Here is a 15,085-nt window from a genome sequence, read left to right on the forward strand (position 1 = left end):
GATTTTGCATCCTCTGGCAAAATTTAGGGGCGGCGGGCAGCCTCTGGCAAGCGGATTTTGCGGGCGAGTTCGGCCAAGGCGCGCGGGTAGAGGAGGTGCTCTTGTTGCAGCACGCGCGCGGCGAGGTTGGCCTCGGTGTCGCCGGGCAGCACCGTCACCTCGGCCTGGGCGACGATCGGGCCTTCATCCATGCCCTCGGTGACCAGATGCACGGTGCAGCCATGCCGCGCCGCCCCCGCCGCCAGGGCGCGGGCATGGGTGTCCAGTCCCGGAAATTCGGGCAGCAGGCTGGGATGGATGTTGAGCATCCGCCCGGCCCAGCTTTGCACCAGATAGGGGGTAAGCAGGCGCATATACCCGGCGAGGCAGACGATCTCGGCCCCGGCTTCGCGCAGCTTGGCGTCCAGCGCGCGCTCATGCGCCTCGCGGTCCTTGCCGAAGGGCTTGGCGGGCACGGCCTCGGCCCGCACGCCCAGGGCGCGGGCGATCTCCAGCCCCGCCGCCTCGGGCTTGTTGGAGAGCACAAGCACGATCTCGGCCGGGTAATCCGGGGCCTGGGCGGCGCGGATCAGCGCCTCCATGTTGGAGCCGCGCCCGGAGATGAGCACGGCCACCTTCACCTTGTTCATGCGAAGAGCTTGTCCGTGCCCTCGATGGCGATGCCGGGCTGGCTGGTGACATGGCCGAGCAGGAAGGGCTGCTCGCCCGCCTCGCGCAGCACCTTGGCGGCGGCCTCGGCGTCGGGGACGATGAGTGTCATCCCCACGCCGCAATTGAACACGCGCAGCATTTCCTCCGGCGCGACATTGGCGGTCTTGGCCAGGAAGGGGAAGATTTCCGGCATCGCCCAGGGGCCGGTGAGGGCGGCGCCGCAGCCCTCGGGCAGGGCGCGCGGCAGGTTGCCGGGAAGGCCGCCGCCGGTGATATGGGCGGCGCCCTTGAGCAGCCCGGCCTTGTGCAGGGCCAGCATCGGGCGGACATAGATGCGCGTCGGCGTCATCAGCACATCGGCGGCGCGCTGGCCGCCCAGGATGGCGGAGTCCCAGGACAGCCCGGCATCCTTGAAGATTCGCCGGACCAGCGAGAAACCGTTGGAATGCACGCCCGAGGAGGGCAGGGCCAGGATGGCGTCGCCCGCGCGGACATTGGCGGGCAGCAGATGGCCGCGCTCCGCCGCGCCCACCGAGAACCCGGCGAGGTCGTAATCGCCCTGCGCGTACATGCCGGGCATTTCGGCGGTCTCGCCGCCGACCAGCGCGCAATCGGCCTGTTTGCAGCCCTCGGCGATGCCGGCGATGATCCGCTTGGCGGCGGCCACGTCCAGCGCGCCGGTGGCGAAATAGTCGAGGAAGAAGAGCGGCGCCGCGCCCTGCACCACGAGGTCGTTGACGCACATGGCCACGAGGTCGATGCCCACGAAATCATGGATGCCGGTCTCGATGGCAATTTTCAGCTTGGTGCCCACGCCGTCGGTGGTGGAGACCAGCACCGGGTCGGTGAAGCCCGCCGCCCTCAGGTCGAACAGCGCGCCGAAGCCGCCCAGCCCGCCCATCACCCCGGCCCGGGTGGTCGCCTTGGCCAGCGGCTTGATCGCCTCGACCAGCGCGTCCCCCGCCTCGATATCCACCCCTGCGTCCCGGTATGTCACGCTAGTCATGCAAGCCCCCGATGCGCTAAGCCATCATTCATGGCGTCAGCTTCCAAATCACAGGCGCGTTTCATCACAGGCGTTGGCGCGGCGCAATCGCTGCGGGCGGCGCCATGAGCGAAATCTCCCCCGAATCGCGCGGGCGCCGGGTGCGTTGGCAGCGCGCGGCGCTGCTCGGCGCCTTTCTGTTCAGTGTGTGGCTGTTCTTCCATCTGTTCTCCCCGATCCTGCTGCCTTTTGTGATGGCGGCGGGGCTGGCCTATTTTCTCGACCCCGCGGTGAGTCGGCTGGAGGCGATGGGCGTGCGCCGCTGGATCGGCGCGCTGGTGCTGCTGCTGACGCTGGGCGTGTTCGTCACCATGTTCATCCTGCAGCTCTACCCGGTGATTGCTGATCAGGCGGCGGCGCTGGCGCAGAGCCTGCCGACCTATATCAGCACGGCGCAGAAGGATTTCGGGCATTTCATCAGCAGCGTGCAGGAGCGCCTCGGCCCCGGCCAGGTGAGCGCCAAGCTGCGCGACATCGCGGCCAATCAGGCGGGCGCCATCGTCTCCTTCGCCGGGTCGGCGGTCACCAACATCATCGGCGGCGGGTTCGCGGTGGTGAACGTGCTCACCCTGCTCATCGTCACCCCCATCGTCACCTTCTACCTGCTGCGCGACTGGCCCGCGATCATCCGCCATGTCGATATCTGGCTGCCGCGCCCGTATGAGGCGGTGATCCGCGCGCAGGCGCTTGAAGTGAACCGCGTGCTCGCCGCCTGGATTCGCGGCCAGGCGATCTGCTGCATGGTGCTGGCGCTGATTTACGCGCTCGGGTTGACGATGATCGGGCTGGATTTCGGCCTGATCGTGGGACTGGCGGCGGGGGTGCTGTCGTTCATCCCCTATGTTGGCACGCTGCTGGGCGGCATCACCGCCATGCTGATCTCGTTGAATGAAAACCCGGGCTGGCATGGCATCCTGATGGTGTTTCTGGTGTTTGCCTGCGGCCAGACGATCAATGATTATGTCATCCAGCCCCGTTTTCTGGGCGACCGTCTGGGCCTGCCTGCGGTTTGGGTGATCTTCTCGCTGTTCGCCGGCGGGGCGGTGTTCGGGTTCCTGGGCATCATGCTGGCGGTGCCGGTGGCCGCCACGCTGGGCGCGTTGGTGCGCTTCTGGCTGCGCCGCTACCTGCAATCACCGCTTTATCTCGACCCCGCCCCCGAGTGAGCGCCCGCGCATGAAGCAGTTATCGCTGCCTTTCGCCGAGGCGCAGGATTTCGCGCCCGAGGATTTCTGTCCCGCCCCCTCCAACCTGGCGGCGCGCGAATGGCTGGCCCGGCCCGATGCCTGGAGCAATGGCCGGCTGGTGCTGTGGGGCGAGCCGGGCTGCGGCAAGACGCATCTGCTGCATCTCTGGGCCAAGGCGAACGCCGCGCAGATCATCGAAGGCACGCGGCTGCGCGGGTTGGTGCGCCCGGATGGGCCGGTGGCGGTGGACGACGCCGAGCTGGCCGACGAGCCGCGCGCGCTGCTGCACCTGATCAACGCCGCCGCCGAGGCGCGGGTGCCGGTGTTGCTCGCCTCGCGTCTGCCGCCCGCGCGCATGGCCTATAAGCTGGCCGACCTCACCAGCCGGCTGCGCGCGGCGCAGAGCGTCGAGATCCTGCCGCCCGAGGACGAGTTGCTGGACCTGCTGCTCGGCAAGCTCTGCGCCACGCGCCAGATGCAGCTGAGCGTGCCGGTGCGCAATTTGCTGCTGCTGCATCTGCCCCGCGCCCCGGCTTATTACCGCGAGGCCGTGGCCCGGCTCGACCGCGCGGCAATGGACAAGGGCGCGCGCGTGACCCGCGCCCTGGCGCTGGAAATGCTGGCGGGGCTGGCCGACGGCGATTAACTGTTACAAATTGATCACGTCGGGGCACCGCGCGCGCTGCTAAGGAGATAATGCCATGAATCACATCACTCCGGCGGAGCACCCGCAGATCGGCCTGGATGACTCGGCCCGCTTCATCAACCGCGAACTCTCCTGGCTCGACTTCAATTTCCGCGTGGTGGGCGAGGCCCGCAACCCCCGCCACCCGCTGCTGGAGCGCCTGCGGTTCGTCTCCATCAGCGCCTCCAACCTCGACGAATTCTATTCCGTGCGCGTGGCCGGGCTGATCGGGCAGGAGCGCGCCGGGGTGCAGGAGCGCTCCGCCGATGGGCTGAGCCCGGCGCAGCAGTTGCACGCCATCAACGCCCGCGCGCGCGAGCTGATCACGGCGCAGCAATCGGCCTATGCCGAGCTGCGCGCGCTGTTGGCTGAGGCCGGGCTGGTGGTCTGCGCCGCCGCCGAGCTGACCTCGGACGATGCCGCCTTCCTCGATTCGTATTTCATGGAGCGCGTGTTTCCGGTGCTTACCCCGCTGGCGGTGGACCCGGCGCACCCGTTCCCCTTCATCCCCAATATGGGGCTGGTGATGGCGCTCACCCTGACGCGCGACGACGACCGCGGCCAGATGTCGGCGCTGATTCCGCTGCCCAGCCAGATCGAGCGTTTCGTGCGCCTGCCCGCCGGGGCCGGGCCGATCCGCTTCATCATGCTCGAAGAGCTGGTGGCGATGAACATGGGCCGCCTGTTCCCCGGCTTCACGGTGGAGGGCTCCGGCCTGTTCCGCGTGATCCGCGACACGGATGTGGAGTTTGAGGAGGAGGCGGAGGATCTCGTCCGCTCTTATGAGAGCGCGCTCAAGCGCCGCCGCCGCGGCGTGGCCATCCAGCTCACCCTCGAGGCCGACATGCCCGCCGATCTGCGCGAGCTGGTGATCGACGCGATCGAGGCCCCGGCCGAGGAGGTGTATCTGGAAACCGGGCTGGTTGGACTCGTCGATGTGAAGCAGCTGATCGTCGATGACCGGCCGGATCTGCTGTTCCCGCCCTACACCGCGCGCTTCCCCGAGCGCATCCGCGATTTCGGCGGCGATTGCTTCGCCGCCATCCGCGCCAAGGATATCTTGGTCCATCACCCGTTCGAGAGCTTCGACGTGGTGGTGCAGTTCCTGCGCCAGGCGGCGATGGACCCGGCGGTGGTGGCGATCAAGCAGACGCTCTACCGCACCAGCCGCGACTCCCCGATCGTGAAGGCGCTGATCGAGGCGGCCGAGGCGGGCAAATCGGTCACCGCCATGGTGGAGCTGCGCGCGCGCTTCGACGAGGAGGCGAATATCCGCCTCTCCCGCGCGCTGGAGGCTGCGGGCGTGCAGGTGGTGTTCGGTTTCGTCGGGCTGAAGACGCATGCCAAGATCAGCTACGTGGTGCGCCGCGAGGCCAACACGCTGCGCGCCTATGCGCATTTCGGCACCGGCAATTACCACCCGATCACCGCGCGCATTTACACCGATCTCAGCTTCTTCACCTGCGACCCGGCGCTGACGCGCGACGCCGCGCGGCTGTTCAACTACATGACCGGCTATGCGCGGCCGGAGATCATGGAGCAACTCGCCTTCTCGCCGCTCACCACGCGCAAGACGATCGACACGCTGATCGACACCGAGATCGCCAATGCCCGCGCCGGGCGGCCCAGCGGCATCTGGCTGAAGATGAACGCGCTGGTCGATGAGAAGCTGATCGACCATCTCTACGAGGCATCGCGCGCTGGCGTGCCCATTTCCATCGTCGTGCGCGGCATTTGCTGCCTGCGCCCCGGCGTGCCCGGCCTCTCCGAGACGATCAAGGTGAAGTCGATCGTCGGGCGCTTCCTGGAGCATGCGCGCATCTGCGTGTTCGCCGACGGGCATTCGCTGCCCTCCCGCGAGAACAAGGTGTTCATGTCCTCCGCCGACTGGATGGCGCGCAACATGGATTACCGGGTGGAGACCTTCGTGCCCATCCATACCCCCACGGTGCATGCGCAGATCCTCGACCAGATCATGGTCGTGAACCTGCGCGACGACGCGCAAAGCTCCGAGTTGCACGTCGATGGCACCTGGCACCGCGTCACGCCGGGCGACCCGCCGGCTTCGGCGCATGAATATTTCATGACCAACCCGTCGCTCTCCGGCCGCGGCTCGGCGCTGCATGGCGGGCTCGCCGCCGACCGGCCGAAGCCGAAATACAAGCGCCGGGTGGATTGAGGGGGCGCCTAGTTCAGGCTGTGGAGCGTGCCGTGGTTCCATTGCGCCGGGGTGATCAGGCGGCTCGACCCGACCCGCACCGAGTGCAGCTTGCCGTCCAGATTGCGCGTCCAGAACGCCAGGAATTTCCGCAGCACCGGGTATTGCGGGGCGAGATCCAGCTCCTGCCAGATATAGCTCTGCAACAGGCCGGGGTGATCAGGCATGTGGTAGAGGATTTCCGCGGTGGTGAGGCGGTAGTCGCGCAGCTGCAAGGTGAGGTTCATGCTCATTCCCTTCTTCGAACCGAACATTCCCCCGGGATTCCCAGACTGCCACGGAGGCGGGGGCGAGATGCAAGGAGAAAAGGAGCGATTCCAGCAACTTGGCACTCGCCACGCCGGAGTGCTGCGGTTTCTTGACTCGCCGCGCCGCCGCCGCTAAATCCGTAGCACTCTCTAAAAGGGAGTGCTAACAGCCGCGGTGCCGCGTGCCGGGCCGGACTGGCTGTAAAGCTTTTAAGACAATAACGTTTAGGAGCGAGCAAACATGGCGAATTTCCGCCCCCTGCACGACCGCGTGGTCGTCCGCCGCATCACCGCCGAGGAAAAGACGGCGGGCGGCATCATCATTCCCGACACCGCCAAGGAAAAGCCGCAGGAAGGTGAAGTCGTGGCCGCTGGCCCCGGCGCCCGCAACGAGACCGGCGCCCTGGTGCCGCTGGACGTGAAGGCTGGCGACCGCGTGCTGTTCGGCAAGTGGTCCGGCACCGAGGTCAAGGTCAACGGGGAAGACCTGCTGATCATGAAGGAATCCGACATCCTGGGCGTGATCGCCTGATTTCCCGCCGCCCGTTTCGTGGCGCGCCGCTGAGGCCGCCGCACCGGGCCGCTCAAACATTTTCAAGGAGCTAATCATATGGCTGCCAAAGAAGTCCGTTTTGGTTCCGACGCCCGCGACCGCATGGTGCGTGGCGTTGACGTTCTCGCCAATGCCGTGAAGGTGACCCTGGGGCCGAAGGGCCGCAACGTGGTCATCGAGAAGTCGTTCGGCGCCCCGCGCATCACCAAGGACGGCGTGTCCGTCGCCAAGGAAATCGAGCTGTCCGACAAGTTCGAGAACCTGGGCGCGCAGCTGATCCGCGAAGTCGCCTCCAAGACCAACGACCTCGCCGGTGACGGCACCACCACCGCCACCGTGCTGGCCCAGGCCATCGTGCGCGAGGGCGTGAAGGCCGTGGCCGCCGGGCTCAACCCGATGGACCTGCGCCGTGGCATCGACAAGGCGGTCACCGCCGTGGTCGAGGAGCTGAAGACCCGCTCGAAGAAGATCACCACCCCGGCCGAGACCGCCCAGGTTGGCACGATCTCCGCCAACGGCGAGTCCGAGATCGGCGAGATGATCTCCCAGGCCATGCAGAAGGTCGGCAATGAGGGCGTGATCACGGTTGAGGAGGCCAAGGGCATCCAGACCGAGCTCGATGTCGTCGAGGGCATGCAGTTCGACCGCGGCTATGTCTCGCCCTATTTCATCACCAACCCGGAGAAGATGATCGCGGATCTCGACAGCCCGTATATCCTGATCTTCGACAAGAAGCTCTCCCAGTTGCAGCCGCTGCTGCCGCTGCTCGAGGCCGTGGTGCAGACCGGCAAGCCGCTAATGATCATCGCCGAGGACGTTGAGGGCGAGGCCCTGGCCACCCTGGTGGTGAACAAGCTGCGCGGCGGCCTGAAGATCGCCGCCGTCAAGGCGCCTGGTTTCGGCGACCGCCGCAAGGCCATGCTGGAAGACATCGCGATCCTCACCGGCGGCCAGGTGATCTCCGAGGATCTCGGCATCAAGCTCGAGAGCGTGACGCTGAACATGCTCGGCCGCGCCAAGAAGGTGCTGATCGAGAAAGAGAACACCACGATCATCGAGGGTGTCGGCGCGCAAGACGACATCAAGGGCCGCTGCAACCAGATCCGCGCGCAGATCGAGGAGACCACCTCGGACTACGACCGCGAGAAGCTGCAGGAGCGTCTGGCCAAGCTGGCTGGCGGCGTGGCCGTCATCCGCGTCGGCGGCGCCTCCGAGGTTGAGGTGAAGGAGCGCAAGGACCGCGTGGACGACGCGCTGCACGCCACCCGCGCGGCGGTCGAGGAAGGCATCGTGCCGGGCGGCGGCGTCGCCCTGGCTCGCGCCTCGCAGATCCTCGCCAACCTGACGGCCGAAAACAACGACCAGCAGACCGGTATCGAGATCATCCGCCGCGCCATCCAGGTGCCGCTGCGCCAGATCTCCGAGAACGCCGGTGAAGACGGTGCGGTGATCGCCGGCAAGGTGCTCGACAATGGCGATTACAGCTATGGCTTCGACGCCCAGAACGGCGAGTTCAAGGACATGGTCAAGGCCGGCATCATCGACCCGGCCAAGGTCGTGCGTACCGCCCTGCAGGACGCCGCTTCCGTGGCCTCGCTGATCATCACCACCGAGGCTGGTGTGACCGAGAAGCCGGAGAAGAAGGCCCCGGCTGCCCCCGACATGGGCGGCATGGGCGGCATGGGCGGCATGGATTTCTAATCCGGCCCCACAGCCTGAAGACGAAGAACCCCGGGGGCAACCCCGGGGTTTTTTCATGTGCGGCGGCGCCCGCCATAAAGCCACCGCAAACAGCGGCAAGAGAGACAGCCATGTACTCTGAATCAGACCTCGACGCGGCGGTGGCCGCGGGCAAGCTCACCCCTGACGAGGCGGCGAAGTTCCGCGCCTTCATCGCCGCGCAACAAACCGCCCCGGCGGTGGACGAGGAATATGTCCGCCTCGTCAGCGGCTTCAACGATATTTTCGTGTCCATCGCGCTGATGCTGGTGCTGGTGGCGCTGGGCGCGCTCACCGCGGTGACCGGTCTGCCGGGGCTGTGGGTGGCGGCGGCGAGCTGGGGGCTGGCTGAATATTTCACCCGCCAGCGGCGGATGGCGCTGCCCAGCCTGCTGCTGTTGGCCACCTACACGCTGGGCGTCGGCGCCACGCTGATCTGGCTGATCGGGCTCAATCTCGGCACGGGCATCGCCCTGGCCTTTGGCACGCTGGTGCCCGCCGCCACCTCGGGCATGCTGCTCATCTGCCCGGCGCTGATCGGCGCCGCCGCCTACGCGCATTGGCGGCGCTTCCGCGTGCCCATCACCCCGGCGGCCGGCGCGGCGGGGGTGATCTTCTTCGGCATGGCGATGCTGATGGGGCTGGCGCCGGGGTTACGCCCGCTTTGGTCCTGGCTGCTGCTGGCGGCGGGGCTGGGTGTGTTCTGGCTGGCGCTGCGCTGGGACATGTCCGACCGCGCGCGCATCACACGGCGCAGCGATGTCGCCTTCTGGCTGCATCTGCTGGCCGCGCCGCTGATTGTGCATCCGCTGTTCCACATGCTCGGCCTGCTGCATGGCAGCGCCAACGCCGCGCAGGCGATGGCGGCGATCGCCATCTATCTCGGGCTGGGCGTGGTGGCGCTGTTGGTGGACCGCCGGGCGTTGCTGGTCTCGGGGCTGTTTTATCTGTTTTCGGCGCTTTCGGCGGTGCTGCGCGCCACCGGCATGCTCGGCCACGGCTTGGCCACCACGGCGCTGGTGGCGGGGGCGGCGCTGCTGCTGCTTTCGGCCTTCTGGCATAAGGCGCGGGCGGGGGTGATGGCGCTCACCCCGCCCGGCCTGCGCGCAATGCTGCCGCCGGCTTAGGCCGCGCAGCTCTCAAAGCCGCGGCGCAGCTGCGGGCGGTTGAGGTCGCGCCCGATGAACACGATGCGGCTGGTGCGGGCCTCGCCCTCTTTCCAGGGCGCCAGGAAATCGCCGTCGGCGATCATGTGCACGGCCTGGAAGCCGAAGCGCCGCTCCTCGCCCTTATAGGCCAGGATGCCCTTGGTGCGCAGGATGTTCTGGCCCTGGGTTTGCAGGATATGCCCGATCCAGGCCTGGAATTTCTCCGCCGCCAGCGGCTTGTCGGTGGAGATCGAGATGCTGGTCAGGTGCTCGTTATGGGTGTGCGAATCCTCCTCCAGGAAATCCGGCACGGATTCGAGCACGCGCTTGAGGTCGAAGGCGTGCAGGCCGAGCAGCTGGTCGGCCGGCACATCGCCGCGCGTGGCCTTGTGGATGACGGCGTAGGGGTTGATCGCCTTGATCTTCGCTTCCACCGCCGCCAGCTCCTCGGGCGTGGCGAGGTCGAGCTTGTTCAGCACCACCACATCGGCGAAGGCGACCTGATCCGCGGCTTCCGGCGCATCCTCCAGCCGGGCCAGGAAATGCTTGGCGTCGACCACGGTGACGATGGCGTCGAGCCGGGTTTTGGCCTTCACATCCTCATCGACAAAGAAGGTCTGCGCCACCGGGGCGGGGTTGGCGAGGCCGGTGGTCTCGACGATGATGCCGTCCAGCTTGCCGGCGCGCTTCATCAGCCCGGAGATGATGCGGATGAGATCACCGCGCACGGTGCAGCAGATGCAGCCATTATTCATCTCGAACACTTCCTCGTCGGAATCCACGACGAGGTCGTTATCCACCCCCAGCTCGCCGAATTCGTTGATCACCACGGCGTATTTTTTGCCGTGCGTGCCGGTGAGCAGGTGGTTGAGCAGGGTGGTTTTGCCGGCGCCGAGATAGCCGGTGAGGACGGTGACGGGAACGAGATCAGACATTGGCTCTATCCATTGGAATTATTCGAGGACAGGATTTAGCGATCCTGCCCCGCCCCGCAAGGCCTGCAGCCTTTCGGCGAGCAATGGCGTGTCGAAGGCCCGTGCCCGTTTGCGCCCGGCTTCGGCCAGGGCTTCGCGGGCGGCGTCGTTGCGCGCCAGGGTGAGGATCGCCCCGGCCAGAGCTTCCGGCTCGTCGGGGGCGGCGTAGAGCGCGGCATCGCCCGAGATTTCGCGCAGGCCGCCGCGCCCGGAGCTGATCAGCGCCGCGCCGCTGGCCAGGGCCTCCAGCGCCGACAGGCCGAACGGCTCGGCCCAGCGGCTCGGCACCACCGCGATGGCGGCGCGCGTCATCTCGGCCAGCACCTCATCATGCGGGCGGGCGCCCAGAAACGCGATGCCCGCCTCGGCCGCGGCGGCGCGCATGGCGGCGACATAGCTGGTCTCCGGGCTGTCAGGCCCGAAGCGGTCGCCCCCGACCATGCGTGCCGACCAGCCCGGCAGGTGCGGCAGCGTGGCCCGGCAGGCGGCGATGAAGGCATCCGCCCCCTTATCGGCCACCACCCGCCCGGCGAACAGGATCAGCTTGTCCTTGGCGCGGGGCGGCGGCAGTTCGGCCAGGGTGATCGGGTTGTGCAGCACCTCGGGCGCGGCGTGCAGCCCCGTGGCGTAACGCGCGGCCAAATGGGCGGAGACGCAGACCACCCGGTGCAGCCGGCGCAGCATCAGCCGCCGCTCGAAGCGGGATTTGAGCCCGCGCATGGTCAGCGGGTCGTTGTGCAGAAACAGCAGCACGCGGGCGCGCGGAAACAGCCAGGAGAGTGCCAGCGCCAGGCGCGGCCGCTGATGCACCTCGATGATTTCGGGACGCAGCGTGGCCAGGGCGCGGATCACCGCCTTGGCCTTGCGCGCCGCGATGAAGCCTATGCCGGGGAAGGGCGCGCCCTTGGCTTGGCCCAGCACCACGGCGCCGGGCAGCGCCAGGGCGAAGCGGCGCACGACCATGGCGATCGCTCCGGCCGAGCCCGGCGAGAAGCTCTCGCCCAGCGGCAGCACGATGGCGATTCGTGGGTCAGCCACGGGGCTCCCGGGTCGGGATCAGCGCCAGGCCGAGGCCGAGTAGCACGAACAGCCAGCCCGGCATGTAGAGCGTGGGGAATTCATCGGTGGAGCCGATGGGCCAGATGAAGGTGAGCGCGCCGATGAACAGCCCCAGGCGCAGCGCCTCCGGCTGGCGCCACAGCCCGGCCCCCAGCGCGCGCAGCCAGGCCACGCCCAGCGCCGCGAACAGGATCAGTCCGGGGAAGCCGGCATCGGTGAGCGCCTGCATGTAGTAGTTGTGCGGATGCAGGTTGCAGGCGCCGAGGCCGATCAGCGTCGGCGCGATGCCGAGCGCGGGAAAGCCGCCACCAAAGCGCGGCAGCGGACAGCCGACGCGGAAGCCGTTATAGCCCCAGCCATGCCAGGGCGATTGCTGCGCCATCACGGCGGCGCGGGTGTAAAGTTCGCCATAGGGGCTGAGCAGGAAATGCCCGAGATTGCGAGCGGTTTCCTGCACCAGCTTGGCATAGGTGGGGGGCGAGATGATGGGAGTGAGCAGCACTGCCAGCACCGCGAGCGCGAAGACCAGCACCGCCACCGGACGCAGCTGGCGCACATAGAGCGCCGCCACCGCGAGCCCCAGCCCGGTGAGCGCCACTGGCATGCGCTGGCCAATGAATACAGCGGTGAGCACGCCCAGCGCCGCCAGCCCCAGCCCGGCGAGGCGTGCACCCAGGCCCGGGCGGGCGAGCAGCGCCAGCACGGGCGGCAGCAGCGCCGGGTAGAGCAAATGCGCATAGGCCGCCCCGGCGCGGGGCTTCCAGAACGGGCCGGTGAGCGCGCCATCGCCCCAGCGCGGGTCGCCGAAGATGTTGCGCCCGGTGAGGTATTGCTGCCAGCTTTCCAGCCCGATCCAGACCGCGCACAGTGCCAGCGCCCACCAGAAGGCGCGCCGTGCCTCTGGTGTTGTCAGCACCCAGCTTTGCAGCGCGGCGGTGAACAGCAGCAGGCGGATGATGACCAGCACCTGGAGGAAACCGAGCGCCCAGCCCGCGCTGCCGAAGCCGGGCAGGGGCAGAGGCGTGGAGCAGAGCAGCAGCCAGCCCCACCAGAGCAGCCCAACCCGCACCCAGCCCTGGCGCAGCCAGCCGAAATCACGCCGCCGGGCGCATTCGGCCAGAAACAGCACATCGACCGCGGCGATGCAGATTTCGGCCAGCACGAAGGCGTGCAGCAGCCCCAGCGGCACCAGCAGCGCCGCCGCCAGGGCGATCTGGCGCGGGCGCTCAGCCGGCATGAGCCGCGCCCGCCGCGCTGGCGATCCTCCTCACAACGCGCATCGACCTCTCCGGAGTTAGAGCGATTCAACCAAAACGCGTGGACGAATAGCCGGGAATCTCCGGAGGCGCCAGGGTTAGATCCGAACCTTCACATACGCCCCCGGCGCCTCCTCGAGCGCCGGCAGGCCGCGTGCCTTGCCGGGAATGCGGGCGGGCAGCTGCGTTGGGTCGAAGCTGGTGACCCAGCGCTGCCAATCCGGCCACCAGGAGCCCGCAACCTCGGTCGCGCCCTCGAACCATGGCTCCGGATTGTCCGGCAACTCAGGGTTGATGAAGTGGTTGTATTTGCCGCCGGGCGGGTTGATCACCCCGGCGATATGGCCGGAGGCGGCAAGCACGAAGCGCACCGGCCCGCCGAAATTCTTCGCCCCTTTATAGGTGCTGGTCCAGGGCGCGATGTGGTCCTCGCGGCAGGAGAGGAAATAGCACGGCACCTTCACCTGGCGCAGATCGACCGGCACGCCCTTCATCTGGATGCCGCCCGGCTGGCTGAGCAGGTTCTTCTGGTACATGTTGCGAAGATAGAACGAATGCATCGTCGAGGGCATCCGCGTCGCGTCCGAGTTCCAATACAGCAGGTCGAACGGGAACGGCTCTTGGCCGAGCAGGTAGTTGTTGACCACGAAGCTCCAGATCAGGTCGTTGGCGCGCAGCATGTTGAAGGTGGTCGCCATCTCGGTGCCTTCGAGATAGCCGCGCCGGCTCATCCTCTCCTCGAGCTGGCTGAGCTGCTCCTCGTCAATGAACACGCCGAGCTCGCCCGAATCGGTGAAATCGGTGAGGGTGACGAAGAAGGTGGCGGATTTGATGCGCTCATCGCCCGTCGCGGCCATGTAGCCGAGGCTGGCGGCCAACAGCGTGCCGCCCAGGCAGTAGCCGATGGCGTTCACCTCGCGCTGCTTGGTCGCCTTTTCGATCGCGTCCAGCGCCGCCAGCACCCCGTCGCTCATGTAATCGTCGAAATTCTTGTGCGAGAGGCTCTCATCCGGGTTGACCCAGCTGACCATGAACACCGTGTGTCCCTGGGAGACGAGATAGCGCACCCAGGAATTCTTGGGCCGCAGGTCGAGAATGTAGAATTTGTTGATCCAGGGCGGCAGGATCAGCACCGGCCGGGCGTAAACATTTTCGGTCGCCGGGCTGTATTGGATGAGCTGCATCAGCTCGTTCTGAAACACCACCTTGCCTTCGGAGACGGCGATGTTCTCGCCGATCTTGAAGGCCTCGGTGTCGGTCATCTTGATGCGCAGATTGCCGCGCCCTTGTTCGAGATCGGCCAGCAGATTGTTCAGCCCGCGTACCAGGTTTTCGCCGCCGGTCTCGCGCGTGCGGCGCAGCACCTCGGGGTTGGTGAGGGCGAAATTGGAGGGGCTGAGCGCGTTGATGAACTGGCGGGCGTAAAAATCGACCTTTTGCGCGGTCTTCGGATCCAGCCCGTCCACCTGGGTCACCACGTCGTTGATGTAGCGTGCCGAGAGCAGATAGGATTGCTTGATGAAATCGAAGATCTCGTTCTGCTTCCAGGCTGGATCGGCGAAGCGCTTGTCGCGCGGGTCATGGGCGATAACGGGGTCGGCGTCCTCGCCGGACCAGATGCGCCGGGCGGTGTTTTGCCAGAGGGTGACATAGTCGCGCCACAGGCCGAGCTGCGCCTCCACCAGATGCTGCGGGTTGGAGAGCAGCTTCGCGGTCATCTCCATGAAGGCGTTGCCTACGTTCAGCGGGTCCATATCCACGCCCTCGCTCGCCTGGCGCTTCAGCCAATCGGCGACGATGCGCTGGCTGCGCGCCGCGATATCGGCCATCGAGCGGCCGAGCATGCCGGCGTCGGGCAGTTTGATATCGGGTTCCTGGGGCGATTCGGGTTGCGGCATGAGGGGCGATCCTTTCCGTGGCGGCAGTTCTCAGGCAAACAGGTTCCGGCCGGCGGCGCCGGCGGATTTGGGAGACGGATGTGATGATTCGGCGGCGTGGCGCGGCGGCATTCTCGGTGGTCTTGGCGTTTTCTCTGGGCGGGTGTTCAAGCCCATTGGGGTTGTATCACAGCCTCGAAGGTGGCGCGATTGCGCAGAGCCGGCAAGCCCCGCCAGGCGCCAACCAGCCTTACCCCAATCTGGCCGATGTGCCAGCCGCCCCCGCCGCCACCCCGGCTGGCGCGCAGGCGGCCATCGCGGCGCAGGCGCGTGGCGCGGCGGGCGGTGTCTCCGCCCCGGCGCCAGAGGCGCTTGCGGGGCTGGCCCTGCCCATCGCCGCGCCGCCCGTGCCCAATGTGCCGGGGCTGCAACTCACCGCTCCACCTGTCTCTTATACACATCTGA

13 protein-coding genes and 1 pseudogene are annotated in these 15,085 nt (G+C 67.3%); 7 read left to right on the plus strand and 7 right to left on the minus strand.

Annotation, left to right across the window (positions count from 1 at the left end; genetic code table 11):
• Positions 1–23: 23 nt before the first annotated feature.
• Positions 24–629 carry a phosphoribosylglycinamide formyltransferase gene (purN, locus tag LI953_RS08770; protein WP_227075680.1) on the minus strand — a complete coding sequence of 202 codons (606 nt, stop codon included), beginning with the start codon at positions 627–629 and terminating at the stop codon, positions 24–26.
• Positions 626–1,657 carry a phosphoribosylformylglycinamidine cyclo-ligase gene (gene purM / locus LI953_RS08775; protein ID WP_227075682.1) on the minus strand — a complete coding sequence of 344 codons (1,032 nt, stop codon included), beginning with the start codon at positions 1,655–1,657 and terminating at the stop codon, positions 626–628. Before purM ends, purN begins: the two co-directional genes overlap by 4 nt.
• 104 nt (positions 1,658–1,761) lie before the next feature.
• Here purM and LI953_RS08780 point away from each other — a divergent pair, with 104 nt between their 5' ends.
• From LI953_RS08780 to LI953_RS08790, 3 genes are read left to right on the plus strand one after another with little or no spacing between them, the layout of a single operon-like run.
• Positions 1,762–2,862 carry an AI-2E family transporter gene (locus LI953_RS08780; RefSeq protein ID WP_227075683.1) on the plus strand — a complete coding sequence of 367 codons (1,101 nt, stop codon included), beginning with the start codon at positions 1,762–1,764 and terminating at the stop codon, positions 2,860–2,862.
• 10 nt (positions 2,863–2,872) lie between these two features.
• On the plus strand, positions 2,873–3,529 hold the full coding sequence (locus tag LI953_RS08785) for a hypothetical protein (RefSeq protein ID WP_227075684.1): 657 nt from the start codon (positions 2,873–2,875) through the stop codon (positions 3,527–3,529).
• Between the two features lie 55 nt (positions 3,530–3,584).
• Positions 3,585–5,747 carry an RNA degradosome polyphosphate kinase gene (locus LI953_RS08790; RefSeq protein WP_227075685.1) on the plus strand — a complete coding sequence of 721 codons (2,163 nt, stop codon included), beginning with the start codon at positions 3,585–3,587 and terminating at the stop codon, positions 5,745–5,747.
• An 8-nt stretch (positions 5,748–5,755) separates the two neighbouring features.
• On the opposite strand, the gene LI953_RS08795 is transcribed toward LI953_RS08790, so the two are convergent.
• Complete coding sequence (locus LI953_RS08795) at positions 5,756–6,013, minus strand: usg protein (protein WP_227075686.1); 258 nt, start codon at positions 6,011–6,013, stop codon at positions 5,756–5,758.
• 262 nt (positions 6,014–6,275) lie between these two features.
• Here LI953_RS08795 and groES point away from each other — a divergent pair, with 262 nt between their 5' ends.
• From groES to LI953_RS08810, 3 genes are all read left to right on the plus strand, one after another.
• Positions 6,276–6,566, plus strand: coding sequence for a co-chaperone GroES (groES, locus tag LI953_RS08800; RefSeq protein WP_227075688.1), 291 nt, complete (start codon positions 6,276–6,278; stop codon positions 6,564–6,566).
• 78 nt (positions 6,567–6,644) lie between these two features.
• Complete coding sequence (gene groL / locus LI953_RS08805) at positions 6,645–8,288, plus strand: chaperonin GroEL (protein ID WP_227075690.1); 1,644 nt, start codon at positions 6,645–6,647, stop codon at positions 8,286–8,288.
• Between the two features lie 110 nt (positions 8,289–8,398).
• The gene (locus LI953_RS08810; protein WP_227075691.1) at positions 8,399–9,433 is read left to right on the plus strand and encodes a hypothetical protein; all 1,035 of its coding nucleotides are present in this window, start codon (positions 8,399–8,401) and stop codon (positions 9,431–9,433) included.
• Here the strand turns inward: LI953_RS08810 and LI953_RS08815 are convergent.
• The 4 genes from LI953_RS08815 to LI953_RS08830 form a co-directional block, all read right to left on the minus strand.
• Positions 9,430–10,389: a GTP-binding protein gene (locus LI953_RS08815; RefSeq protein ID WP_227075692.1), complete on the minus strand. Its 960-nt coding sequence runs from the start codon at positions 10,387–10,389 to the stop codon at positions 9,430–9,432. The genes LI953_RS08810 and LI953_RS08815 overlap by 4 nt on opposite strands.
• Before the next feature lie 18 nt (positions 10,390–10,407).
• On the minus strand, positions 10,408–11,466 hold the full coding sequence (locus LI953_RS08820) for a glycosyltransferase family 4 protein (RefSeq protein WP_227075693.1): 1,059 nt from the start codon (positions 11,464–11,466) through the stop codon (positions 10,408–10,410).
• Positions 11,459–12,724, minus strand: coding sequence for an O-antigen ligase (locus LI953_RS08825; protein WP_227075694.1), 1,266 nt, complete (start codon positions 12,722–12,724; stop codon positions 11,459–11,461). Before LI953_RS08825 ends, LI953_RS08820 begins: the two co-directional genes overlap by 8 nt.
• Before the next feature lie 117 nt (positions 12,725–12,841).
• Positions 12,842–14,641, minus strand: a complete 1,800-nt coding sequence (locus tag LI953_RS08830) for an alpha/beta hydrolase (RefSeq protein ID WP_227075695.1) — start codon at positions 14,639–14,641, stop codon at positions 12,842–12,844.
• Positions 14,642–14,724: 83 nt separating this feature from the next.
• On the opposite strand from LI953_RS08830, the pseudogene LI953_RS08835 reads away from it, so the two are divergent.
• Positions 14,725–15,085 (plus strand): annotated as a pseudogene (locus tag LI953_RS08835) (hypothetical protein); the annotation flags it as partial.

The sequence above is a fragment of the Acidocella sp. KAb 2-4 genome (genome assembly GCF_020567705.1).
In the GTDB taxonomy this organism is placed as follows: Bacteria; Pseudomonadota; Alphaproteobacteria; order Acetobacterales; family Acetobacteraceae; genus Acidocella.